The following is a 25,177-nucleotide window of genomic DNA, read 5'->3' as shown; positions in this document are numbered from 1 at the left end:
TTATGATTTACATTTATAGTGTTAATACTTTATATTATATGTATCATAACATGGTAATCTTTAAAATTCCGCCCTCTTTTTATGTGCTTTTCTCATGTGTTTTTTTCAAAGGGACAATATTTGCCGCACGTTTCCGATTATCATTGGTCATTTCGGCATAATGCTTTTTGGTAGTATTTACATCTTTATGTCCAAGAACATCCGCTACCAGATAAATATCTCCAGTTTCTTTATATAAAGCTGTTCCATATGTACTCCGAAGCTTATGAGGGGTAATTTTCTTATTTGTATTTATCATTGTACAGTATTTTTTAACCATAGCCTCGATACTGCGGACCGCCATACGATTCCCTCTAAGCGAGAGAAATAATGCTTTCTCTTCATCATTGCCTTTCAATAGGGCATCCCTGGGGGATAGTTGTTTTATCTCTTCGTTCGTATTTTCTGGCTCTTCCTGAATACCCAAATAGTAGCAGAGGGCGTCCCGGACATCATCTCCAAAGTATATGTATGCTTCATTTCCGCCTTTCCGGATCACACGGAACGTCTGATTATTAAAATCTACATCTGTAACATCCAATCCGGCCAATTCTGATACTCGCATTCCGGTCCCCAAAAATGATGTTAAAATAGCACGGTCACGAGCCATGGTAAGATTATGAAACTTTTTCTGGCGGTCTGTCATATTAGTCGGGCTTTCGACTGCATCCATTAAATCAAATATCTGTTCCTGATCCAGTGTAATGATTACTTTATCATGAACTTTGGGCCGTTCAATGGCATTTAAGGGATTATTTGAAACAATCTGCCGTTTATTAAAGAAGCTGTACATATTACTAAGGGCAGACAGTTTCCGTGCTTTTGCAGATTCGCCATTTCTATATTCAGTTCCTTCAAATATATAGTAGTTAAGATGTTCCAGATATTCGTCGATATCCGCCGGCGTCATTTCCTCAAGGACTTTAAGGGGAATATCCTTAATTTCGGAATCCCTGTATATGGGATTTCTCATAACAACAAATTGTAAAAAGGTATAGATATCCCGGCAATACCCAGTCTGTGTCCTTGGAGATGTTGACGAAGCAATTCCCCTAAAATAATCCGTACAAAAAGGAGGCATTTGCTTCAGCAACGCCCTCAAAGCCAGTATATTCTGTGTTCGTACAGTATCCGTATATTCACTCATAAAATAATCCTCTATTCTCTTTCACCCAATTATTGCGTAAAATCTGCATTTCACGCAATAATATATGAATACTATCATACTATTTTCTGGTATAATTGTCAATGAGAATATTCTAATGCTTGAGAGCCACCAATACACGTTTATTTTAATCTTTCAGAACCACCACAATAGTTACCGGAAGATTCTTTTTGTTTTCATCCGCTCTCTCCACGCCTCACGGTTACTGATGTTGCACACATAGTTCTGCAGATCTTCGCGGAGCTTACGAATGTAGAGGCTAATGAAGAGCAGTTTTGCCATGGATAAGTTCCGCTCATGATAAAAGGCAGCTGTTTTTGATTATCGTCTTTTTTTTATTCCAATTCAATCTCTAATTTGTCTACTATCTTTTTCAAATAATCTTTTTCTTCTACGAAGTGAAAATTTTTTATTGCCTGTTGATCGTTCAAAATATTCAGCACACTGTTATACTCTGTTTTCAAACTACTTTTATTCAACATCACTTCTACAACCCTGTCAAATTTTCCCCTCTCATTCTTATATGTTGACAGAAATATCTCCAAATCCTGTATTGACATAATATAGCATTCCTTGTCGTTATCAAAAATCTTTGGTATTGATGACATTATCAACTGTGTATTATTTGAAAATTCATATAGAAGAAAGATTTTTATAACAGGCTTTGTTCCCTGATAGTCTTCTGCAGAATTTTTTAGTTGCTCGTAAGCTTCAACAATATTTCTGCGGTAAAAATCATCTATTTGATCAATATTAGGAGTCTGCTGCCTTCCGCCTATCCTCATCAAGCCTGATTTTAATTCAAACAAGAAAACTGCATTTTCAATTTCCAAATAATAATCTGCACTTTTCTTTTTCCCGGTTTCTATTTTATGCCAGGAATCATCAGGCATATACTCTATCATGAGTTCTTCAAAATAATCCTCAAACATCTCTCCAAAAGCGTTCATATAGACTTGTCCCATTTTATTATTCAAATAGTAATCTCTGATAAGCCAATATAATCCATCTGCAATGACCATCTGGAGTAAATACATACTGATCATAATATATTCTTTACTTTTCTGGGTACATACAAATGGCTTGCTATAAAATATTTGCTTTTCTAGTTTGCTATTTCTCACTTCTTCGTATGTTGTAGAATAGTATTCTATAACTCTTCGAAGATTTTCTTTCGTAAGAAAACTTCCTGTTTTTTTATAATATAAATCTTCTGGCGCAGACAATGGTTTAGCATCCTTTGAACAAAGCCACACAATAATCAACTCTATCGTCAGCAGTTCATCTACACTCATTCCAAATGTTTTCTGTACTATCTCATTGATATTTAATATCTTATCTCTGCTAATTTTAGAAGATCCAAGTAACATATGGTAATTCCGATTGAAGTTTTGTATAACCCATCCCAACGCTTCGTGTCGAAATTGTTCAGATGTTATACCCGTTAAATATTTAAATACATCAGCCAACTCAGCATATTTTAAATATTCACTTCCCGGTTTATCGTCTACATATCCCCGATATAAATTTACAATACGGCCAATTTCATCCTTTGTCACTACTCTCTTCCTGTAATCATTGGCATTGCATATAGAAGCATATACCATATCAGGAATTTCCCAAGCTGACAGCATTACTGGAACTGTTTGGGGAAGGAATCCATGTGACAGAATATTTAATGGAAATGTCTTTGTACAATGAAGCCCTTCCCCGCCATTGCCCTTTAGATGATTTCTATAAATTTCAATTGAAATTTCTGCAAACGTGTATATAAAATTTTCCGTAGAATATTCCTTTATGTATCCAATAAAATCCCTCACATTTTCCATCCTCCAGAATATTTGTCTCACAAGACAACCATTACAATTGATAATTATTATCTTCTATCGTGTATTTCCGCCATTCATCCAACCAGTCCACCAACATCTTTCCTGTTCTCAGAGCTTTCACGATCCCAGTCAAATCTTTATTATCCGGATGGGCAAAGCAAACCACCAAGTATGGTTTTCCTTTCAGTTCAGTTGCGATCTGCTCTGGTGCAGCAGGATCACCAAATGCTTTATAAATCCCAATCTCTGTAAATTCAAATCTTTTCAATGCCTCTCCAGATAATTTTCGTTTTCCTATTGCATAATGTGGAAATCCTTTTTGTTCTATATAATTTTCAAATTCATCACGTTCCTGTTCACTTTTATATACGGGTATGACGCGCCGAAACATCTCTTTTGCTTCTCCAGAATAATTTCTACATCGATGCTGAAAAACAAACTCGAACATAAGATAGCGAAAACTATCACTGATATAATATGGGTCTGTGACAAATTCTGGTGGCACAAGACTTGTCCGTCCCTCATCAACACATTCCAGTGGTGCCGAAAACAAAGGAACTTCCCTATAATATAAAATAACCTCTTCCCTGCTTGAATAATCGGTATGAAAACTCACATTGCAAAACGCAAATAAATAATAAGACAAAGAGCCTATTGCATCATCATTAATATCTTTAGAAAAATTATTCTCATCATCCGGCTTCCTTAAAAAGTAAATTGTAAAATCTGGATCTGGTTTATAAAAAAGAAAAACTGACTTATTCCAAACTTGTTCGTTTTTCCATCGACCAATTCCCAATTTTCTAAATCTGCCAGGTAGAATTTTGTCCGTTGAGAGGGATTGTATAAAAGCCCGAAACGCCGTTTCCACAGAATCTCAGTATCATATAAATCAGCGGTGGATGTTTTCGGTGTATTGGTATCCCCTTTTCTTGTATAGATAGCCCCCTTAAATATTGGAGGACCTTCTTTCGTATAATCTTCTAAAAGATAAAACGGAATGTTATTACTCTGCTTTATTATAATTATATCAAGCTCCTTATCATCTATCTGGATGGTTCTGACATATACTTCCGGAATATGACCGCCTGCCCATTTCGGTTTTTGGCGAAGTAAATCAATAACATTTTGCTGGTTCTTTCTATTATTCGCATCAACTCCCAAAATTTTAAATGTTTCATCTTCAATACCAATTATAATATAGCAGTCCCTATTCGCTGGACTGTTTGCCATACAGATAATATCATGGAGCAGATCCGTATTATTTAAATACCATTGCTGTTTGAAGTCCCAATATTCTCCTTCTGTACGACGTCCAATTAATTCTGCTACTTCCCTCTCAAACTCTATATTGTTCATTATAATTTCTGAAGTCCCTTTCTAATTTCGCATTACAAATCTGCCTGTTACAGGTAGCTGACCATTGAGGTATCCCGATAAACCTTCAACTTACGTATCGCATGCCTCCCACATTTTATTTTATTCTACCATGAAACACCTAAAAAGTCATTCTCCGTATTTTTAGTTTTATTATCATCGTAAGACTAAGCAGTGTACTTCCCTTTTCTTGTTACAGCATTCCCAGCTTCTTCAGCAACGCCACACAGTCCCTTGTTCCATGCCCATACAGATAGTCGGGCCCTCCGCTAAGGGAGTTGTCTTCACATAATCTGTGACGGCTTTCTTCACATCCTCTGGCATGTCTCTGCGCTTCTCCGAATTCCGCATATAGGACAATATATCATTTTATCTTAAGCAACACAAATCCCTTAAAGATTTATAAAAGACTGTAACCCTTAAGGAATGTATGTCACCGGATGCGTATAATGTAAACATGACAAATTGGTTGTTCGTCATGCTTACATTATAACTTGTATTTATTCATCCTTCTTATTTCTGTGATCAACATATGTAAGAATTAGAAAAATACATGAAATAATATCGACAACTTCTGAAATACCCATCTCCTTTACCTCCGTTTCTATTGATTATATATCTGGTAAGACACCGTCTATTCTGTTTTCCGGTTTCCACGATAAGATGTAAATATCTATGAAGCCACAAATAAATGTGCTAAAATAGTTTTATACAGATTACTATGTCTTCCTGATGTATTAATTAAATCATACTTGTTGATGGCCGTCAGTGGCATAAGGGAGGACATTTTGGTGGCGAAAGGAGAATCAAATGTTACTTGCTGACATCCTTCATTTACTTCTTGATGAAATTGATCATTTAAACTATACAAACCAGGAATTCTATGAACTTCTATTTCTTCGTACGGACACTCCTACGGAGCTTGATTTGGAAGATACGGTAAAAAAAATATTCAGTAATTCAAAAGGACGGCGTACATTGCCTGGTGAGGTTACAAAGAGATTTCGTTCTCGTAAAGGGTTTCTTGATTTTTGCGAATGGATAGAGACAAACTACATTAGTAAAATCAATTATAAAAACAAACACTTATATAATGAACTGTGTACACAGATTCAGAAATGTTCATATCTTCCAGAGACTTATAAAAAAGAATTGTTGAGTAGTTTTGATTCGAATAACCCTTCTCATATGGCAAGTTTGATTGCAAGTTGTATATTGTTGGGGAATTATAATACCCGTCAGACAAAACTTAAATCTCCATTCATAAAAGAGAATTATAAATTAAGTCTGCACTTTATGGGGATTAACGATTGCTGCTATATACAATCTTATCCTATGACAGATAGAATTTGGGATGCCTCTGTAAGAGCATTCCAGCTTTCCCATGAGGAGGGGAATCGATTTTATTCCTTAGATATCATTAAACGCCTTCTTCCTAAAGGATATATAACTGACAGTATATTAAATCTTCGTGGTGAGACTGCAGACGGAGTTATCTCTTCTATTATAGAATTATGTTCAAAAGATACTCTTGATATGGTAGTAATTGGAGAAGGCGGAATCGGCAAAACAACTTTCCTCCAACAGCTTTTGACTGAATGTTTTTTGGATACATCATCTGATAAAGAGAAATATCATCCGTACAGGCGGGGTATACAAATCCCCATTTTTATTGAATTGAACCGATGTCCCGTTACGATTGGTAACTGGTATGATCCTACTTATGGAAAGACAAATTTTATCACAAGGTACATAGCCCAAATGTTGGAGAATCACTCATCACTTGCCGCAGTCAAGTCTGAAAATCTTATATTAATAGAAAAAGAGTTTCAAAGGACACCTTCGAATGGAGTTCCAGAATATCTTCTATTGTTAGATGGATTTAATGAAGTTAGTACAGAGACTTCATCAAGGGGGAAGTCTGTTCGCTCCTACTTAAGCGATGAAATCTCTGTACTACATTCCTATCCCAATATACGCATGATTACAACCAGCAGAGAAACACAGTCTGCTGCCTTTATGCAGAAACTCCAGACAATAAGGCTGTTAGGATTGGAAGATTCTGATATCATAGAATATTTAAGAGAGTGCGGGATGCCTGATACATCCATAGGTATTACGATGGCAAATAAGCAATTGGTTACCTGTCTCCGTGTTCCTCTCTTTTTGTGTATGTTTGCATCCGAATATGGAGAAATGGAACTGTTGCCAGAAACATCCGGAGAAATCTTATACTGTTTTTTTCATAGAAAGTCTTCGTTTTATAATGCAAGACAGCGTTCAGACGATACCCGTACGAACCCTTTGACAGCGGCAGAAACGGCGGTTATCCTTGATTTTGTCCTTCCGTATATCGGATGGATTTTTGAGGACAAAGAGACTTTTTCTCTTTCTGCTTCAGAGCTTGAAAAATATATCCTTGATTCCTTCAGGGTGTTGGAGGGTCTGTTTTCAGATAGCAGCGCCATTCCTTTTGAAGATTTCCGTTCCGAAAAAGCTGTACTCAACGAAGCTGTGCAGTTGCTGTATTTGGAAGATGGTTCCCTTCGTATTACAGATATTATTGCCTGTATTCACAGTTATCTCGGAATCCTATATCATTATTCGGATACTTTTGCAGGTACAGGCGGGCAATCCCGCTATGCTTTTATACACCATCATTTTAGAGACTATTTCTCTGCTATTTTTGATATACAGCTGCTACGTATGTTTCCCTATATTACGCCGTCAGTGTTTTTGGGAAAAGACAGTATATTTCCGGCCGGCTCTTATGAATACTATCTGAATCAGAATTACTGGCAGAGCCATAAGGTCAGTTTTATCAGCCAGATTCTGATGGAACACCGTAATCAGCCCGTAATCAATGAAAACTCCCGGAACTGGACATTACCGGCGCCAGATTTTGCAGAACAGTGTATTCTGACAAAAGCATTAGATTTTTGCCGTGTATTGACCGCTGATCAGGAAGATATTCACTATCTGCTACAGAATATCCTTTCTGCTATTGTCTGTGGAAGAAAAGAGCTTTCTGGCATGAATCTTTCTTGTCTGGATTTTCGGCACTGTAATCTATTCAATATCCCTTGCAGCAAAAAAGGGGCAACAAAGAATCTGACAGCGAATTTCAATTGTTCTTCCCTCTATGCTGATTGCTTTGAGACAGCTGAACATCTGGATGATGTGATAGAATATGTTTATTATAAGAACAACTGTTATTCTCTGGATCAGGCCGGAACGATTAAGTGCTGGGATGTACGCTCTGGCAAACTGGAATATGCCCTTCATTCAGAGTCCCCAGAAGGGCTCCGTGATTTTTCTTCGCGGGGCTTTATGCAGATTTCCCATGATGGTCATTGGTTAGCGGTGAAAGTTCAGCCTGAAATTCCGACAGAAGAAGGCGCACATGCCGTATTGTTTGACCTGACCGACATAAAAGACAAGCCAATACTCCTGATTCCGCCGCAAAAAGGCCAGGTTCTTACCTCGCTTTCCTTTACTGAAGACATGCATCATCTTCTGCTCCTTATTGACCGCCATTACTTATGTTGTTTCCATATTCCGGACGGTTCCCTAAAATATGCAGAAATGATTGCTGATTTTATGAAGCATACGGATCTTTATACAAAGGATGCAGAATCTCCGGTATATGCTTTTACCAGTGAATATAATGAATTTGAACTTGGTGAGGATGCGTCTTACCTTTCTGATGAAAACGAAGGGGAAGATGATTGGTTTGATATGGATGATGAATGGGAAGAATCCGGAAGCAAACAGGAAATTCCTTGTATTTTATATAAATGGTATCCCACTTCAAAAAAGATGGAGGAACTTTACTCCTTTGTTTCTACTTCAGGGACGCTTCCTGCTGCCAGTTATTTTTATAGCACAAATTGTTTTCTGTTATACAATTATACAAATAAACGTTTGGAGAAATTTGACTGTGACTTTCTGCTGGCAGAACCGGTCTGGGAAAATATCACCTTGGGAAATGGGAGTCCGGTTTTTATTCTTCCTTCTGCAGACAGTCCGAATGAATGTTACCTCATGTATCCGGATATTTGCTATGAGATGGATCTTTCTTCCGAGCAGGGGGATGGTATTATCATGGCATATTCTGTGGGACCTATGAACAAACTCCTGACAGAATATGAATTAGAAATTGAAGACGGCCTGCGCATACAGACGACAACTGCCCCTTCTGGCAACCGCATTTTGGTAAGAAGCGACCGGACTGTATATGAGTGGAACACTGATACGGATTCCCTGACGCCACGGTATAATTCCGTGTATTATGGCTGTACGGGGCTTATTGCAGATCCTTCACATAACCGTAGTATATTGGTCCATCAGTATAATGGCGTTTCTATTTTTGAAAATTATGATAAGAAGCTGTCTGCAGCGTATTGTTTCCCTTATACGGACTATTATATAGAGGACTGTGCATATCATGAGGAGACGCAGCGCCTTGCTCTTCGCTTTTGCCGTCCGGGCCATGAATTTATAAAGGTGTTGGATCTGAGTGATAGTTCCAGTCATATTATTTTCTCTGCTATGAAAAATGATTTTACGGAGAGTATGAATTTCAGTCCCGATGGTTCTTGTCTTTTGATTTGTACGTTAGATTCCTGCATAGAATATGAATTCCAGACAAATCTCTCTTATATATTGGCAGAGCATCAAGCTGGATCCAATGAATCTTTTGTCGGTGCTGACTATATGGGGAATGAGATACAGATCGCAATCGCAGCCAGAAAATCTGGCTATGAAAAATCAGTACGTCCCCGCTGTGATTATTACAGACGTATCAGGAAAAAAGATTCCTGTTCGTATCAGCGAAAATGGGGATATTATATCCCGACATTGCCACCGGAATTGGCGGAAGCATTTGTACATCAAAATCATGATATGGGAGTTGGCGGAGGATATGGTGAAGACGGCATACAATCTTATTGGTTGACGCGAGGCTTTTTTATGACAGAAGATGTTACTATTGACCGATTTTTGACAGTGGAATGCTTCGAATATAAAAAAGAAATACGAAAGAAAATACCTGCAAAGAAGCTTGGCCTTTTCCAGTTCCTTTATGTCAGGCATGATTTTTCGATTGATAACCCACAACGGGTTGGCGGAACCAATTACTGCTATAGTTATCTCAGCGATGATTTCTCACAAGCAGTATGTATCCGTGACTATGAAGAATTATATCTTTGGGAGGATATGAAAAACGAATCAGAACATCCGCTTTTCTTTGATTATAAAGGTGAGGCGGATGAATATACTCATGCATACTGGGATTATGCGATTCCATCAGGAGATGGCCGGCTTTTATGCTGCTATGAAAATTACCGTCTGATTCAGGTAAACGCGAGGAATGGCAGAATGTATGATGAAATTCCTTACACACCGGGAATTGCAATCTGCGGATGTAAATTCAAAAATATTATAGCGGATGAAGACACCAAGGCTCTGATTCGAGACAATGGTGGGTTAGTAATATAAAAATACAATATGGGGCTATCTATAACCGACAGCCCCTTGCCATTTACTATAATAATTACTAATCAAACAACATTTTTCCAAACAAAGCCATCCGAAGTTTTCACAATATCCCCGCTTTCCAGAAGATAATCAAATTCCTCTTTTGTTTCAAGATGTAAATCCATAAATGCTTCAACATTACTGTAAAACTGATTTGTATGGATAAGAAACTCCTTCTCTCGATCATCAATTTCTTCCATTTCTACAATGTGAGCTTCGCAAATATTTCTTAATGCAACTTCGTCTCCAATGTTCCCCAGAATTAAATATACCAGTCTTTCCCCATCTGTCATGGTAAATACCGTTCCTTTCAGTTATGCAGATTTACATGTTACTTTCCTATATAATGTAATGCCCTCTATACCTATTTGCCATAACGCTAAATATTTATTACTTTCTAAGCACTTAACATATAATAATCCATCAAATACTTCTTGGCGTATCAGAATTTTCTGGGTGTCATTCTCGCCATAATCCCATTGGCTTAGATATAAAAGTGCTGCATCTATATCTTCTTTCTGCAGTTCCATAAAATAATCAATGACCTCTGAATCTTTAAAATGAACCACTTCAACATACTTATACATATTCATTACTATCACCATCACATAGCCTTTATGAAAATGTATCAACAGATGCGATAATGTCTTCAATCTCGTAGAGGGTTGCCGGCATAACAGGTTTGCATAAGTGATAGAGTATATCTAATGCATTATCTGCTTCCAATAACTGCTTAAGCTTATTTTCTGCTAATGGCTTGGCTGAAACCACTTTTAAGATTATGGCTTTGAGAGCCAGTTCCTCAGTATCAATTACAGAATCCTCTTTTTGACTGTATAAATGTTTCTTCATAAGACTTATAAATTCATGGTTGAGCTTTTCATCTAATGCCGCTTTATCTTGTCTGGAATTATGCAAAAGAATATATCTTGCATGGACATTCCCATCCCCCATAAGCAGACGATAGATATAACCGCCAATATACTGCATGCGATCAAAAGCATCTCCTGATTCAGATAAAGTTTTTCCTGTAATAAATGATATTTGCTTGTAATTCTTTTCTTCTGAATCAAAGACGTTTATAGCAATATCCAAATAAATTCCTTCACTTCCACCCCACTGTGCATTACAGAACAAACCGGAAATCTCAGGAAAAGGTTCATCGGCATGACAGCCCGTTGGATAACTAAGGGTAAAATACTCCTCTGGACACAGCCCTTCCTCTGTCAATATTTTTTTGATGTCATTGAACACTTCCTGAATCGTCCGCGGTTTGTAAATCCTGGTTCCATCTTCTTTTTGAACCATAGTTTCTGTTTTCACTCTCATAAAATATCTCCTCCTATAAAATACTTATATTTTTCCTTGAAATTTTAATTGCTTTGACAAATCTGTTCCTCATATTCCCGGCAAACATTGCGCAGACGCCAGATTTCTCGCGGGCATTCTGCAAGCTGTATTTCCAGTCTGTCGATTTCATTTTGTTTTTCTCTTAATTCCTGCTCATAATCATATTCATACATAAGATAATTCTCCTTTGGTATATACGTCTTCCTTAGCGGCACATATTTCCCGATATATCCGAAATTCATGGGGCAACCTCTTCATTATTGCATTGGCAAATATTATTCATAGCAATAAAATAGAGAACCCCTTTTTTGAGATTCTCTGTTAATTGCCATATTAAATTAAAATAAGAATTTTCCGATTCCATAAATTGGGATGGTATATACATTATCTGCAATTCCCCCGTGAGTATTGCCTTTGGCAAATAGAATGAAATCAGCCTTGTTGCGTTCTAATACAGTCTGTATCGTTTTGCTGTTCTTTTTTCCGGCCTTAACTTCAACAGCATAACTCTTATGACCCTTAATGGTTTTGACGTAAAAATCTATCTCACCATTGCCCAGTGTTGCAAATGCAGGTATTTCCAATGCAATCTCACTTGGATGGCCGATCCTGCGTCTCAAATCCAGATATACAAAATTCTCATTTACGATTCCCGCTATATCAGCTTCGGAGCAGCCAATATGCATCAGAAAATAGGATGTAAGTCCGACATCCATAAAGTAACAACGGGATTTTGCCTTAAAATCCAAAATATTACATTCCGGAAGTTTTCCCGCAAAACCAATGATCCCGGAACTGCTTAACCAGTCTACTGCACGGTTAACAGACATTTTAGAAACATTGCTGGAATAATCTTTTACGACAATATTTTGAAGTTTTTCACTGAAGCTATCCTTTTCAAATTCCTTTTTCTCTTTTACAAGAATCCGGGCGATACAGGAAAATATATTGTCATACACTTTTTCATCAAGAATATCCTGAAAGTATCGCTTGCTTTCATTGATGAAAAGTTTAATGATTCTCAGTAATACTTCTTGGCAGTCATCTATAGAGTTGTTCTTTAAATATTGCAATACTACTGCCGGATATCCGCCGATGGACGTGTATATCTTATACAGATCGCTTAGTTCTTCATATACTGCCTCTTCACTGTTTCCATAAAGATCAATGCCTTCATAGAGAGAGTGCTTCCCCATCGCTATAAGGAACTCTTCAAAATTCAGTGTCTGGATTTCAATGGAGTCCAGATCGCCGGCAGAATATTTGAATTCTTTATTCAGGATTCTTCCAAGATAACTTCCAATGATGATAAAATCACTCTTCAGCAGATGGGTAAATTCACGAATCCGGTTATAAATAGCCGCTGATTCCTGAATTTCATCAATAATGATAACTGTATCATCAGAATCCACAAAATCAGGCCGGTACCTCTTGATAAGCTCATAAACAGGGTTTTCACACGACAATCCGTCCTTAATCTCTCTTCGCAGATCATTGTAATGCTCAATAAAAATTTCTCCTGAAAATTCAAGAAGATTGACATATATTTTCTGCCTGTACTGCTCGTCGGCAAATTTATTTACAATATATGTCTTTCCTACCTGACGGGCGCCCGATACCTCCAGTGTGGAATGTTCCGAATGATTTGTCCATGTGAGAAGGCAGTCGTATACCTGCCGTTTCAAATAATTGTCCATAATCACACTCCTTGCGATTCAATCATTCTGTCTAAATGAATTATAGCGGATTCCTCAGTGATTTCCAACAATAACCTTTTGTTACGTGTTTTATGCCCTTTTGCATAGCATTCTCCCTTCTGTAAAAATATATCTGTTTTGTCAACAAATTTGTAGTACCATACCTTATTGGACATTAGTAATCCAGTAAGTGTCCATTATTATATATTTTGTTTTATCCTCCTTTTATAATTTTGCATAAAAAAACCTGCATAAATTATGCAGGAAAAATCCGTAGACCTGTTGCCAGGAATTGAAATAATGGCTATAACTATGCTATAGCTAATATATAATAATGATTATGTACTTAGTATAGTATAAGAATATTTAAAAGTAAATAACGAGCATATGCCTTTACACTTTTTTTAATGGTATTTTTCCCTGTGCTGGTGCATATACGGATAAAGAATTGAATTAGTGTATTGACTATTTCCTCTTATAATCATGACCACCCGTCAAACGGGTGGTTTGCTCTGCGGCTATAAGCCGCTGTTACCGGCCAGCGCCTAAAGACGCTGGCTTTCACTTCGTTCAAGCCACTACGCCCTTGACTCGTCGCCGCCCTTCAAAGGGCGTTCGTAATACCGGCTACCCCTTGAAGGGGTCCTCGTATTCCTTCACGCTCAACTTGTCCTGCATAACGTCACTTTTCTCCTGATCCTGAATATACTTCTTTATTGTTGCCTCGTTCAGACCTACTGTGCTGACATAATATCCCTCCGCCCAGAAATGCCGGTTCCCGTATTTGTACTTCAGGTTTGCGTGTTTGTCAAATATCATCAGAGCACTTTTCCCTTTCAGATATCCCATAAAGCTTGACACGCTGTACTTGGGTGGTATACTTACCAGCATGTGGATATGGTCGGGCATCAGATGTCCTTCGATAATCTCCACTCCCTTATATCCGCAGAGCTGTTTTATAATGTCACGTATACTTTCTTTGTATTGATTATAAATCGCTTTTCGTCTATACTTGGGAGTAAAGACAATATGGTACTTGCACATCCATTTCGTATGTGCCATGCTATTCGTCTTGTTAGCCATAAAAATCACCTTTCCTTTCGTTATGTAGTAGCTTGAACAACTCTATCATAACGGAAAGGTGATTTTTGTGCTATAAGCACTTGCTACACCACCCGCATAGCAGGTGGTTTTTTGTTTCGCACGCCTCCGTTTTTCGGAACACGAAAAACTCCGCCGCACTCAACCGGCTAAAGCCGATAATAAAAAGGCAGCCATCTCTGACCGCCCTTCCTTAACAGACTTTTCAAGTTGATTTTATCTATGACCAGAATGCTGCATTCCGGTTAAAAACTGAGCATTTATGAACACAACACCCCTAAAAGTGACTGAAACCTCGACGTCTCATTTTTTATATCTTCGGCGGTAACACCATAATATAGATATATTTTTTTAAACAGCTTCCTCAATTCCTTCATGGTTTTCTTATCCCCGCTGAATGAGCCGTCAAGCACCTGCCAGACAGTTTCCACCCCTATCTGCATCATGTAGTTCCCCGGATTCTTAATCTCATATATGTGGAAATCTAAAGGGAAAATATCATCTGCAATTTCTGCCGCCACCTTCTCCCGTTCCTGAATCTGTTCCCAAAAGGCTTTTAAAGCTTCCACATCCTCCCCTTTGGGTGGCTTCAAATCCATCAACTCCCCAAGCAAATCCGGGCGATGGCACATTACAAGGGATGTTTTTAGAGACTTCTTCTGTTCCAGGTAATTATGGGATTGCTGCGAAACCTCCACCGCACCATATTCCCGTTTCAACAATTCCACGACTTCCTCTATCGTATGGGGATTGGCGGTAATTCGCCTTTTTATCCTGTTTCTCTTCAATTTGCGGAAATAATTCTGTATGCGAATTGTAAATTTCATCTTACCGCCTTTTCCAGCAATAAAAAAACTTGTAGGCCCGTCTGCCCCGCCTATAATAGATACGCTGCCTGCGCCCTTTCCCATATCTACATCTCCCATCTTCAAACGAACCCCTGCTCCCCGATTTGTCAAAATACTGGGGATACCTGCCCACCCTCTGTACCTCATTGGAGTTACTGAATCGTGGATTTTCAAATGACTGTCTGCTATTTATATTAATATATTACACCTTCCGCAGCCTGTCAACAACGCTGTCTCCGCTAAACGACCAATAAGCCACAAGCGGCGTCAGGATACAGATGGCAAATACGATCACTGCCGATACTGTCAACGGAACTGCAGGATAGGTATAGGTAATATACGGGATCAAGCTGCTCTTCACAAAGAAAAATGTACCGGTAAATATTGCGGTTCCCAAACTAAGGATAAGTATATAGGGAATCGTCCAATACCAAACTCCTTCATAAACCAGCATCTTACAGATCTGCTGTTTTGTCATTCCTATGCTTTCCAACACTGCCAGCTCATGCCTGCGAACGGTCACATTCACCGACATTGTATTTATAAAATTCATAACACCGATAAACAGTAAAATAGCAGATAAGCTATTGCCAAGCATATAAATCATACTGAATGATTTGTTTAATTCCTGTTCTTTGTCATATTTAGAATTGATTACTACATTGCCATTATCAAACTTCGTGACAATCTGTTCTGTTACTGCCCGTTCCATTCCCTCCATTACAGTAATCTTCAGCTTCTGAATGGTACTGTTAAGCCCAAGACCATCCATATAGTCCTGACTTACCAGCAGATACGGCATCACATATTCCGGCATAAGACCTGTACCCAGATTCAAATATTCCGCCTGCCCGTCTACGGGAACTACCGACATTTCAAAGGCATACGGCTTTCCTCCGATTACCACATCCAGAGACCGCGGCAGCGGCGCTGTCTTAAATGCCTTGACCATATCCGAAGAACAGAGATAAAAGGAAACCCTGCCTTCTTGAAATTCCTCGTAGCTGGACTCCAAACCTAAATGTTCCTTTATAATTCCAAACTCTCTTTCGTTAATCCCTACGATATTCGATTTCCACAAATCACTTGTATGATATGCATCCTCATACTGTGCAAGCCCAGGTTCCACTTCATAAAGCATCTCCAGAAATCCGCAAAATGGTCCCTTTGTATTATCAAATCCATCCTCATAACCCATATCCGCACATTTGCGATATGCCGTCACATCCAAAACTCCATCCATATTCTGAATATCTGACATCATTTCTTCCGTAATCATCGGTTTTGAATTATCATACAATGTTACAGAAATGTCCTCGTTTTCAGCAAAATACTGCTCGGCGATTACCGAGACATCAATACTTGACAGGATTCCCGTTGTCACAAGAAAAATGCTTAATCCCAAAAACAATGATAGGAAAGTAAGAACAGCACTCTTCTTCCCGCGGAACACATTTCTCCATGCCATGCGGTAAAGCTTATTTTTATGGGGCGCTCTGCCTTTTTCTGTATCATTCTTTCTTTTATTCACTTTCTTATTTTTCAATGCCATTCCCTGATAATGCAGCGCCTCAATCGGAGAAATGCTTCCGGCAATGCCTGCCGGCTTCAGACTGCCGACAAGAGTTGTTAAAATCGAAAGTGCTGCTGCTCCAATATAGATAACCGGTGAAAATGAGACTGACACAGCATTATTGTCTTTAATCATATACCCGCCGCTCATTCCCATAACTCCTAGCGGAACAACCACGAATGAGATAACCGCTCCGATTCCTAGACCGACAGGGACACCGATCATACATAATTTCCCCATCTGCCGGAATATAATGCTCTTAATCTGCCTCTTTGTTGTCCCAATCGTTTTTAGCTGTCCAAAAAACCGAATATCATTGTTCACCGATATAAACAAAATATTATAGATAAGAAGATATCCGCAAAGCATAATCAATAATATTACAGCCGTTAGTCCCCATACATTACCTTTAGAACCGGAATAGATCAGCAGATTCAGTTCCGAGTTATCAGCAATCTCCATACCGCGCAGGATTTCCTGATATTCTGCCGCAGCAGTCTCGTCATCAGAAAACAGCAGCGATGCCGCACAGCGGGTGTTATCCTCTGTGGCAGCCGACCCTTTCCAGTACTCTTCCGAAATATAACAGATTGCATTACCCATCTGATAGTTGCCGCTGTAATCCTGATACCAGCCGGAGAGCCTGAATGTCTGCTCCTGAAAATCTGACAACGCCGGATGGTCAATGGTTGTACCTCCATAACGGCAGGTCATCCGAATCTCCATCCCTATTTCCGGATTTTTAATTCCCATGTCAGCTAACAGCCATCCAGGCATAAATATCTCGTCTTTTTCCTGTGGATATTCTCCATGCGCATCACCCATTGCGGGCATAGTCATCTCTTTCCACTGGTCATTATCTGCCCATCTGAGAAAAATCCCATTTGCCTTATGGGCCTGATCATTTTTCGCTGTAGCAATCTGACGTTCCAGCCCGATTTTCTCTACATTCGGATTCCGGTTAAGCCACAATAAATTATGTTCCGTCGGATTCACAAGTAAAATCTGCGCCTTCGTTCCCCGATGCAATACTGCCTGTTTATCTACACTTTTCATATAGCTGATACCGATCCCAAAAACAGATGTCACCAACACGGTAGTCAGGATGATTGCAATTACCGTAACCATGTTTCTCTTTTTATTTGCGGCAAAGCTTTTATGGGCCATTTTTTTCATCATTGTCTGATTATTGTTCCCAAATAAAATATCGTTCATTTTCAGCCATCCTCCTTACTCCGAGATTCTGCCGTCCTCAATACGGACAATGCGGTCAGCCAGCTGGGCAATCTCATTATTATGCGTAATCATCACAAGAGTCTGGTCGAACTTGTAGCTTGTAGTTTTCAGGAGCCCCAGAACATCGCTGCTGGTCCGGCTGTCCAGGTTTCCAGTCGGTTCGTCCGCCAATATGATTGCAGGTTTTGACACAAGCGCCCTTGCAATTGCCACTCGTTGCTGTTGGCCTCCCGAAAGATTATTCGGCATACTGTTCAGCTTGTCATCAAGGGCAAGCAGTCCCACCACTTCCATCATGAATTTCTGATCTACAGTGTCACCATCCAGCTCTACTGGCAGCACAATATTCTCGTATACATTAAGAATCGGAACCAGGTTATAATTCTGAAAAACAAATCCAATATTGCGCCGGCGGAAAATCGTGAGCTGCTCGTCTTTCATCTGGGATAATTCCTTTCCTTTTACCCTGATACTTCCAGAAGTCGGATTATCCAGGCCTCCCATCATGTTTAATAAGGTTGATTTCCCGCTTCCGGAGGTCCCGACAATGGCTACAAATTCTCCTCGTCCGATGGTAAGGGTAATCCCGTCCAGCGCTTTTGTTATATTCGGCTCCTGGCCATAATATTTTTTAAGATCCGTCGTCTGTAAAATGCTCATATGTCCACATCCTTTCTGATCATTCAGGAAACTTCTTTCTCCGTTCCTGACCATATCATAACAGCCAATCCTCTCAGAAATCTCACCGGGAACAGGTAAATTTCAAAGATTTGACTATGAAATCTCACAATTTGGTGACATTTTAGTTGCAATGAAAATATCCAGACAGCTATGCATTCCTCTCTCTCAGGAGAAAAACAGAAAAAACAGAACCTTTGCTCGCTTCCGATGCAACCTTAATATAGCCTTCCTGCATCGTAATAATTTCTCGTGCCAGATACAGGCCGATTCCAACCCCTGAGGTATCATGCACACCATTTTCCCTGCAAAAGCGTTTGAAAATCGCGCCATGAAGATTTTCAGGTATTCCCTTTCCAGTATCTGCAATATCAATTTTCAGGTATAATTCCTGGCCTTCAACATGGATATCTATTTTGCCGCCCTTTGGCGAGTATTTCACAGCATTATCCAGAATATTAAACAATGCCTCGCCTGTCCACTTCCGGTCATGATATGCCTTTAAATCAGCCGGACAATCCACGGAGACTTCCATCTGCTTTTTTTCCGCATGAAACAGGATGCTCCCAAGCGCCGACGCTAACGTGTCATAAACCGGCTGTATCTTCTTCTCCAGTGAGATAATGCCTGTCTCTAGCCGGGACGTTTTTATCATCGCCTGCAGCAGGAAATCCAGTTTGTCAAGCTCAGTCTCGCTATCCAGCAGGAATCTGGTGCGTTTCTCCTCTGACATAGGCTCTTTTTGCATTGTTATATTTACCATCTTAAGATTCGTGATAGGCGTTTTAACCTGGTGGGAGATGTCAGAAATCAATTCTTTCAGCATAGTCCTCTCCTTTGCAATGCTTTCGCGCGTTTTCAGCATTATTTCATAAAGCCTTACCAGCCTGTGGTTAATCTTATAGAACAGGTTTTCTTCCATTTCGCTCTCAATCAGCGCTGTCTCTCCCTCTGCCATCCGGTCTAACTGCTGACAGAGAGTGTCCGAAAATAGCAGAAGCTTTTGGCGGATCAATGCAAGGAAAAAACTCACACAGACAAGCACAAGGAAAACATAAAGAAGCACCACAAGAAGCACCGCCTTTTCCCCTGTCAGCAGATAAATCCCTGCAAGCAGGGCGGCAGAAAGTGTACAGAAAATGCCTAAGAGCACCGCACTGGCCTTGTTTATAGAAATGTCTTTTGCCTTCATTTGATACGTCCCCCAATCCACATATATCCCATGCCGTAAACAGTCTTAATATATTGAGAGCCATCGCGCTCTATCTTGCTGCGGATACGGCTGATGGCAACTGTAAGGGCATGCTCATCTACAAAATTACGGTCGCAGTCCCACAGCTTCTCAAGAAGTACCTGACGGGTCAGGACCATCTGCGGGTTCTGTACCAGCACCTTCAAAAGGCGGTATTCCATGGATGTAAAAGCAATCGGTTCTCCTAAAAAATCCGCCGTCATCTCAGAGAAATGAATGGAGAGATTCCCGTCATCATAGGTCTCCCCTCCAGCCTGCTTCTGTATCCGTGCAAGCAGGGCAGAGACCTTTTTGCGAAACACACTGATATGAAAAGGCTTTGTCACATAATCATCCGCCCCCAACTCATACCCCTTTAACATGTCACTTTCCATATCATTCGCAGTCAGAAAGATAACGGCAGTGTCCGGATACTTTTCTTTTAACTCCCGGCATAATGTGAATCCGTTTCCGTCCGGGAGATTGATATCCAAAACAGCCAGCTCATACGCCTGTTCTTCACAGTATTTCGCTGCTTCTGCTTTTGTCTTTGCTGAATCTACCTTGTAACCGCCTGCAGATAAATTATAGCAAAGTGTACTATTTAAAAGATGGTCGTCCTCCACCACTAAAATCCTCATATATTCACCTTCTCCTACTATTATTTTTCTCCTGATTCCATCGGATTATATAATATTATCACCCAAATGTCACAGAAATCTCACAGAAGCCTGTTTATATTAGAAACATCAAAAAAGAAACACCCCGGAAAGGAACTGTCCGCTGCCCGTCGGTGTTTCTATTATCTGCTGGTTTTTCTTATCCTCCGCCGATTATTCTGCCAATTTTACGTCTACCGCAATATTTCTTTCCTTATCGTCTTTCTCGATTCCATATGTTACGGCCTGCCCTGATCTGAGTGTCCGGAAGCCATCCATCACAATATTGCTGTGATGGACAAAATAATCATTGCCGTCTTCCCCTGTCAAAAAACCATAGCCTCTCCTTGCATTAAACCATTTCACTGTTCCATATTCCATATGAGTTCCTCCATTCTTAATCTGTCATGCCGCAGTTATAAAACTACGACATCCTTTTGGGTTATAGGAGCTGCCGCAAAATATTTAACGGCTGTTCCTGCCTTACCAATAGAATAAATCCCGGAACCCCATATTTCAAAAGCTTTTCTATCCCATATCAGACGGATTTGTCATATACTGTTCTAAATTATACTCACTATGTTTTAGCAGTATAATTCCAGCCACAAAAAATGTCCCTGCCAACACACCCCAGATTATGCTCTTAAAAAAACTGTTCATCCACTCTAAATCCAAAATAGATTTCTGGATCTTCATCAGGTATTCCATACCATCTGCCTTTTCTTTCCATAACTCCGTCCAAAAGGTAAAATCAGACCATTTTTCCGGGATATAGTCATATGGAATCTGCACCCATTGCCTTATAAAAAGCAATGCCAGTATGAGCAAAACCAGCGCTGCTGCAGCCATCACCGCTTTCCAGATCCACTCCTGTTGTTTTTGATAGCTTTTGTAAAAATTCTGGAGGACAAATACACATACCATAACCGGAACCAATAATACAAAAAATCCACTTATGCCCCGCAGAAGCTGTAAATCAAGAAGTATTGCCGCGACCCCATACCGGCTATATAGTAACGATTGCAAATCATTCATCGAGACCGCCGCTGGTTTTAACACTGTAATCCTGCTTAGGCATCTTTGGTTCTCCTGGTTCCCTTCTCCCTGCCCCTCTTCCTCTCCCAAATTCAATCCATCCTGAATGCCTGATGTCCGTCCTTCCATGCTGCCTGCAGGGAAAACCGCAATTTTCTTCTCCCCAGGAATGACCTTCCTGATCATGTAAGGAATCCCTTCACAAGTAACCTCCATCCCTGTAATCTGACTGTCCCCAAACAATTCCCATGCCGTCTGCTCGTCTACCAGGCAGCCCCGTATATCATCCGTTGCCGGTACCCTGCAGCCCTCAAACAGCAGTTCTATATCTCCGCAGAATAAGATTACATCTGCTTCCGTTTTTCTTGAAAGATTTTTATTTTCCAGAACGGCCTGTTTTTTCTCTCCCCAGATACAGACGCCGGATATCGCTTCTGGCTTTTCGTAACCGCTTTCCTTCGTAAATTCCTCATCCCGCTTCAGAAGCTCTGCCGCTTCCCGGCCGTCTATAGACTGTTCCAGACAAAACTGGATCTTATTTTTACTATACAGCAACTCTCCCCAGAAGGCGGCTGACTGGCAGAACAGGTATATCCCTATCCCAATCACTGCTATTTTCGCCATAAATTTCCCGTATGCTTTCATACTGCTTTTCTTCATTTTTCCTTCTTTCTCACCCGGTCTCCTTCCTGGAGCATCCTGTTTGAACTGCTGACAACCTCCTGTTCCCCGGACAATACCCCTTCTTCCAATGCCGCGGCAGTGCCGTTTTTATCCAGTACTTCCACATCAAAACGCCGTACCGCCAGTTCTGTTCCCAACACTCCCTGTTCTTCCTCCAAAACCAATACGTAATAACCGCCCCTTTCCTCATGAAGTGTCTCCACAGGCAATGTCACCGCGTAGTTTTCCGGCTTGCGGACAATCTCTGCCTCCGCCAATGTCCCTGCTTCCAGTACTCCCCCCGGCAGATGAATCCTTATATCCAGCAGCGTCTTGTCTTCCTTATTTTCAACGATATCCGTGACCGTATAATCACAGATCTTCTCTGTCTTCCCGGAAGCCTTGATTTCCACGCTGCTTCCTGCACTTATAAATTCTCCTTCCGTCCTGTCCACAGAGACAGTCAGACAGCTTTCACCAGAAGCATCTGCCATGCGGATCGCTGTCTGGTCAGAGGTAAAATCTCCTGTCGTTATCATAATCTCTGTCACTGTTCCCCGAACAGGCGCCTGAATCTTCCCTTCAGCCGCCTTAAGCTCTATAAGTTTATTCAGTTTCAATTCTTCCTGCTGTCTGGTAATCTCATTCTGTTCTAGTGTACTATCTAAAGTTAATCCCTTTGATGAATCCTCCAGCGCCCGCTTCGCTGCCAGTATGTTCTGATCATTGGATGAAACCGCCTCGTCATATGCCTGTTTCGCATCTGCCGCTGCCTGCTCCAACTCAGACTTCCTCACTTCCCATTCGGCTCCGGATTCCTCACCTCCGGCACTGTCATCTGTCTGTCCAGACAGACTGCCTTCCCCGGATATCTCTTGCTCCTGACTATATAACCTTTCATCAGCACTGCTCTCAAGGAACTCCCGAAGAGCCCCTTCTGCCGCCTCCCATGCGCTTTTCGCCTCTGCTATGGACTGCTCCCCTTTCAGCACTGCCGCATCATAATCTTCTGCCGCCCTGTTCCTTGCCGTTGCCTGATCCTGCTGTTCCTGATTTCTGCTGTTTAAGATATCCTGGTTCTGAAGCCTCATCTTTTCCATATCCTGGCGGGCGGCAGTAATCTGCTCTTCCAATTCGGACAGACTGATCTGAAAAAGCACTTCCCCTTTTTCTACCATCTGTCCCTCCCTGACAAAGATTTCTTCCACCCGCTGCGCGCCTTCGGTATATACCGCGATCTCTTTTCCTGCCTCTACCCTGCCGCTTGCAGACACCCTATGGTCAATCGTCCCCGTCGATATCCTGACTGTCTCCACCCTTGCCATTGAGGCGCCGCTTGCCGCTCTTGACAGAATTGTAAATACAAGCATAACCGCAAGAAAACCTCCGAAAATCCCAAAAGCTTTTTTACGGATCATTTTCATCCACCTCACTATTCTTTTACCGCCCCTGCCATAATTCCCTGTTCCAGATAATCCCGGCCTCCCATAAATACTATGATTGCCGGAAGGAAGGTAACAACCGATACGGCAAACAGAAACCCTGCTTTCCCCGTCATCGTAAGATCCGGCAGGAAAACAGACAATGGCAGCTTGCTTTTATCCTTGATAAATGTCAGAGGCTGCTCAATCAGGCTCCAATATTCCAGAAACCCAAGCACCAGCGCCGCAATAATCCCGGAAGATCCCATGGGAAGTGCAAGATACCAGAACAACTGCCACTCCCTGGCCCCGTCAAGCCTTGCCGACTCGATTAAGCTGTCCGGGATCTCCGCAAAGAACCGGTACATGATAAAAACCGGGAATGTAGAAAACATACCAGGCAGAATGACTGCCCACAGACTGTCAAGCAGCCGCAGGCGGTCCAGCAGCAGATAATCGGAAAGCATCAGCACCTGAAACGGCAGCAGCATGAGTACGATATAGAGCAGAAAAATCCCTCTTTTACATGGAAATTCGTATCTGGCAAATCCCCATGCCGCCATGGTTCCTGCCACAAACTGCCCTCCAAGGACTCCGAACGTGATCAGGATAGAATTCCAGAACATGACGAAAAACTCCGGCGAATCCAAAAGTACCTCTACAAAATGCTGAAGCGTCGGATATTTGGGAAGTACCGGAAAGCTCGCATATCCTTCCGCCCCGGAAACCACCGCCCCGAGACAGTCTTCCAGTTCATCTGCCCCCATAAGTGAGCCTGCGCTTAGAAAAATCACCGGATAAACCGCCAGGAGAGCCAGCACAATTAAAAGAATCCATACTGCCTTTCTTCCTAAATGCAACCGAAAATACATCAATCCATCCTCCATACTTTCTGTAAGAGCAGAATCACAAACAATAACACTCCGCCCTCCATCACCGCCGCTGCGGATAATTTATCAAACGAAAAGGACTGGAACCAGTTATTAAACAAATGCTGCGTCATATAGATACTTTCATGGGGATAGTTCCCCGCAACCAGATAGGCTTCCCGGAACACCTTGAATGAGTTCAGGAAAGACAATACTGTGATGGTATACAGGGAAGATTTGAGATTCGGCAGCGTGATTCTTAAGAAACACTGCCATTCACCCGCCCCGTCTACTCTCGCGGCCTCATAAATGCTCTCCGAAATCCCGGAGAGCCCCGCCATCCACAAAATGATGTCATAACCCAGGTTTCTCCAGATATAGCTGGCCACCAGTATCCAGAATGCTTTCCCGGTATTCATCCAGTCGCTCCCCTCCATACCAAGCCGCCCCATCCACTGGTTCGCCAGACCCTGGGAATGGAACAAAAGCCGCCACAGCAGAGCCACAGAGACTGCCGGCAATGCCATCGGCATCAGGAACGCACTCTTTATAATCCCTCCATATTTACTTCCAGACAGAAGGATCGCACACAGCAGGGATGCCAAAATCAATATAGGAATGCAGACCAGCGTAAACCGAAGCGTATTCTTTAATGCCAGTAAAAACGCCGTATTCCCAAGCACATTCCTGTAGTTATTAAGCCCCGCAAACTGTTCATCCACCGCCCCGGTAAAGGAGCGGCGAAATACATCCAGATAGGGCAGGAGATATAAAACAGATACTCCAAGAAAGCTCGGCAGAATCCACAGCAGACCCCTCAAATCCTTCCTGCCCCTGGTTTTCATTTTCTGATTCATCATCACAGCCT

At 41.0% G+C, this 25,177-nt stretch carries 21 protein-coding genes; 1 reads left to right on the top strand and 20 read right to left on the bottom strand.

Annotation, left to right across the window (positions count from 1 at the left end; translation table 11 throughout):
- Positions 1-79 precede the first annotated feature (79 nt).
- From GN277_RS28335 to GN277_RS28320, 4 genes are all read right to left on the bottom strand, one after another.
- Positions 80-1,186, bottom strand: coding sequence for a tyrosine-type recombinase/integrase (locus GN277_RS28335; RefSeq protein WP_159757655.1), 1,107 nt, complete (start codon positions 1,184-1,186; stop codon positions 80-82).
- A 353-nt stretch (positions 1,187-1,539) separates the two neighbouring features.
- Positions 1,540-3,033: a hypothetical protein gene (locus GN277_RS28330; protein WP_244325050.1), complete on the bottom strand. Its 1,494-nt coding sequence runs from the start codon at positions 3,031-3,033 to the stop codon at positions 1,540-1,542.
- 31 nt (positions 3,034-3,064) lie between these two features.
- Positions 3,065-3,832, bottom strand: coding sequence for a hypothetical protein (locus GN277_RS28325; RefSeq protein ID WP_159757652.1), 768 nt, complete (start codon positions 3,830-3,832; stop codon positions 3,065-3,067).
- Entirely contained in the window at positions 3,739-4,392 is a 654-nt protein-coding gene (locus GN277_RS28320) for an ATP-binding protein (protein ID WP_159757649.1), read from the bottom strand. The genes GN277_RS28325 and GN277_RS28320 overlap by 94 nt, the downstream gene beginning before the upstream one ends.
- Before the next feature lie 828 nt (positions 4,393-5,220).
- Here GN277_RS28320 and GN277_RS28315 point away from each other — a divergent pair.
- Positions 5,221-9,909, top strand: coding sequence for an NACHT domain-containing protein (locus tag GN277_RS28315; RefSeq protein WP_159757646.1), 4,689 nt, complete (start codon positions 5,221-5,223; stop codon positions 9,907-9,909).
- A gap of 62 nt (positions 9,910-9,971) precedes the next feature.
- Here the strand turns inward: GN277_RS28315 and GN277_RS28310 are convergent, their stop codons facing one another.
- The 16 genes from GN277_RS28310 to GN277_RS28235 all read right to left on the bottom strand — a co-directional run bounded on the left by GN277_RS28310 (position 9,972) and on the right by GN277_RS28235 (position 25,169).
- Positions 9,972-10,241: a hypothetical protein gene (locus tag GN277_RS28310; protein ID WP_159757643.1), complete on the bottom strand. Its 270-nt coding sequence runs from the start codon at positions 10,239-10,241 to the stop codon at positions 9,972-9,974.
- 21 nt (positions 10,242-10,262) lie between these two features.
- The gene (locus GN277_RS28305; protein ID WP_160282608.1) at positions 10,263-10,541 is read right to left on the bottom strand and encodes a hypothetical protein; all 279 of its coding nucleotides are present in this window, start codon (positions 10,539-10,541) and stop codon (positions 10,263-10,265) included.
- A 22-nt stretch (positions 10,542-10,563) separates the two neighbouring features.
- The gene (locus GN277_RS28300; protein ID WP_159757637.1) at positions 10,564-11,256 is read right to left on the bottom strand and encodes a hypothetical protein; all 693 of its coding nucleotides are present in this window, start codon (positions 11,254-11,256) and stop codon (positions 10,564-10,566) included.
- A 65-nt stretch (positions 11,257-11,321) separates the two neighbouring features.
- Positions 11,322-11,540, bottom strand: a complete 219-nt coding sequence (locus tag GN277_RS28295) for a hypothetical protein (protein ID WP_159757634.1) — start codon at positions 11,538-11,540, stop codon at positions 11,322-11,324.
- Between the two features lie 96 nt (positions 11,541-11,636).
- Positions 11,637-12,995, bottom strand: coding sequence for an AAA family ATPase (locus GN277_RS28290; protein ID WP_159757631.1), 1,359 nt, complete (start codon positions 12,993-12,995; stop codon positions 11,637-11,639).
- 627 nt (positions 12,996-13,622) lie between these two features.
- Positions 13,623-14,078 (bottom strand): IS200/IS605 family transposase, encoded by a 456-nt coding sequence (gene tnpA, locus GN277_RS28285; RefSeq protein ID WP_159751301.1) that lies wholly within the window; start codon positions 14,076-14,078, stop codon positions 13,623-13,625.
- 278 nt (positions 14,079-14,356) lie between these two features.
- Complete coding sequence (locus GN277_RS28280) at positions 14,357-15,091, bottom strand: hypothetical protein (RefSeq protein ID WP_159757628.1); 735 nt, start codon at positions 15,089-15,091, stop codon at positions 14,357-14,359.
- A 55-nt stretch (positions 15,092-15,146) separates the two neighbouring features.
- Positions 15,147-17,732: an ABC transporter permease gene (locus GN277_RS28275; protein ID WP_159757625.1), complete on the bottom strand. Its 2,586-nt coding sequence runs from the start codon at positions 17,730-17,732 to the stop codon at positions 15,147-15,149.
- A gap of 15 nt (positions 17,733-17,747) precedes the next feature.
- Positions 17,748-18,413 carry an ABC transporter ATP-binding protein gene (locus GN277_RS28270; protein ID WP_159757622.1) on the bottom strand — a complete coding sequence of 222 codons (666 nt, stop codon included), beginning with the start codon at positions 18,411-18,413 and terminating at the stop codon, positions 17,748-17,750.
- 169 nt (positions 18,414-18,582) lie between these two features.
- Entirely contained in the window at positions 18,583-19,623 is a 1,041-nt protein-coding gene (locus tag GN277_RS28265; RefSeq protein ID WP_159757619.1) for a sensor histidine kinase, read from the bottom strand.
- Positions 19,620-20,303, bottom strand: coding sequence for a response regulator transcription factor (locus tag GN277_RS28260; RefSeq protein ID WP_159757616.1), 684 nt, complete (start codon positions 20,301-20,303; stop codon positions 19,620-19,622). The genes GN277_RS28265 and GN277_RS28260 overlap by 4 nt, the downstream gene beginning before the upstream one ends.
- 192 nt (positions 20,304-20,495) lie before the next feature.
- On the bottom strand, positions 20,496-20,702 hold the full coding sequence (locus GN277_RS28255; protein WP_159757613.1) for a cold-shock protein: 207 nt from the start codon (positions 20,700-20,702) through the stop codon (positions 20,496-20,498).
- A 147-nt stretch (positions 20,703-20,849) separates the two neighbouring features.
- Complete coding sequence (locus GN277_RS28250; protein WP_159757610.1) at positions 20,850-22,016, bottom strand: hypothetical protein; 1,167 nt, start codon at positions 22,014-22,016, stop codon at positions 20,850-20,852.
- Entirely contained in the window at positions 22,013-23,437 is a 1,425-nt protein-coding gene (locus GN277_RS28245; protein WP_159757607.1) for an efflux RND transporter periplasmic adaptor subunit, read from the bottom strand. Before GN277_RS28245 ends, GN277_RS28250 begins: the two co-directional genes overlap by 4 nt.
- A gap of 14 nt (positions 23,438-23,451) precedes the next feature.
- The gene (locus tag GN277_RS28240; protein WP_159757604.1) at positions 23,452-24,312 is read right to left on the bottom strand and encodes a carbohydrate ABC transporter permease; all 861 of its coding nucleotides are present in this window, start codon (positions 24,310-24,312) and stop codon (positions 23,452-23,454) included.
- Positions 24,312-25,169, bottom strand: coding sequence for a carbohydrate ABC transporter permease (locus GN277_RS28235; protein ID WP_322101307.1), 858 nt, complete (start codon positions 25,167-25,169; stop codon positions 24,312-24,314). The genes GN277_RS28240 and GN277_RS28235 overlap by 1 nt, the downstream gene beginning before the upstream one ends.
- Between the last annotated feature and the right edge of the window lie 8 nt (positions 25,170-25,177).

This window comes from Sporofaciens musculi, assembly GCF_009830285.1.
GTDB lineage: Bacteria > Bacillota > Clostridia > Lachnospirales > Lachnospiraceae > Sporofaciens > Sporofaciens musculi.
This window is presented reverse-complemented; position numbering and strand designations above follow the sequence as displayed.

Excerpts from the sequence above, each read along its gene's own strand:
- GN277_RS28240 (WP_159757604.1), bottom strand. The coding sequence starts at position 24,312 with ATGTATTTTCGGTTGCATTTAGGAAGAAAGGCAGTATGGATTCTTTTA.
- GN277_RS28245 (WP_159757607.1), bottom strand. The coding sequence starts at position 23,437 with ATGATCCGTAAAAAAGCTTTTGGGATTTTCGGAGGTTTTCTTGCGGTT.
- GN277_RS28315 (WP_159757646.1), top strand. The coding sequence starts at position 5,221 with ATGTTACTTGCTGACATCCTTCATTTACTTCTTGATGAAATTGATCAT.
- GN277_RS28305 (WP_160282608.1), bottom strand. The coding sequence starts at position 10,541 with ATGAATATGTATAAGTATGTTGAAGTGGTTCATTTTAAAGATTCAGAG.
- GN277_RS28235 (WP_322101307.1), bottom strand. The coding sequence starts at position 25,169 with ATGATGAATCAGAAAATGAAAACCAGGGGCAGGAAGGATTTGAGGGGT.
- GN277_RS28300 (WP_159757637.1), bottom strand. The coding sequence starts at position 11,256 with ATGGTTCAAAAAGAAGATGGAACCAGGATTTACAAACCGCGGACGATT.
- GN277_RS28290 (WP_159757631.1), bottom strand. The coding sequence starts at position 12,995 with ATGGACAATTATTTGAAACGGCAGGTATACGACTGCCTTCTCACATGG.
- GN277_RS28335 (WP_159757655.1), bottom strand. The coding sequence starts at position 1,186 with ATGAGTGAATATACGGATACTGTACGAACACAGAATATACTGGCTTTG.
- GN277_RS28260 (WP_159757616.1), bottom strand. The coding sequence starts at position 20,303 with ATGAGGATTTTAGTGGTGGAGGACGACCATCTTTTAAATAGTACACTT.
- GN277_RS28275 (WP_159757625.1), bottom strand. The coding sequence starts at position 17,732 with ATGAACGATATTTTATTTGGGAACAATAATCAGACAATGATGAAAAAA.
- GN277_RS28250 (WP_159757610.1), bottom strand. The coding sequence starts at position 22,016 with ATGAAGAAAAGCAGTATGAAAGCATACGGGAAATTTATGGCGAAAATA.
- GN277_RS28330 (WP_244325050.1), bottom strand. The coding sequence starts at position 3,033 with ATGGAAAATGTGAGGGATTTTATTGGATACATAAAGGAATATTCTACG.
- GN277_RS28265 (WP_159757619.1), bottom strand. The coding sequence starts at position 19,623 with ATGAAGGCAAAAGACATTTCTATAAACAAGGCCAGTGCGGTGCTCTTA.
- GN277_RS28255 (WP_159757613.1), bottom strand. The coding sequence starts at position 20,702 with ATGGAATATGGAACAGTGAAATGGTTTAATGCAAGGAGAGGCTATGGT.
- GN277_RS28295 (WP_159757634.1), bottom strand. The coding sequence starts at position 11,540 with ATGAATTTCGGATATATCGGGAAATATGTGCCGCTAAGGAAGACGTAT.
- tnpA (WP_159751301.1), bottom strand. The coding sequence starts at position 14,078 with ATGGCTAACAAGACGAATAGCATGGCACATACGAAATGGATGTGCAAG.
- GN277_RS28280 (WP_159757628.1), bottom strand. The coding sequence starts at position 15,091 with ATGAGGTACAGAGGGTGGGCAGGTATCCCCAGTATTTTGACAAATCGG.
- GN277_RS28320 (WP_159757649.1), bottom strand. The coding sequence starts at position 4,392 with ATGAACAATATAGAGTTTGAGAGGGAAGTAGCAGAATTAATTGGACGT.
- GN277_RS28270 (WP_159757622.1), bottom strand. The coding sequence starts at position 18,413 with ATGAGCATTTTACAGACGACGGATCTTAAAAAATATTATGGCCAGGAG.
- GN277_RS28310 (WP_159757643.1), bottom strand. The coding sequence starts at position 10,241 with ATGACAGATGGGGAAAGACTGGTATATTTAATTCTGGGGAACATTGGA.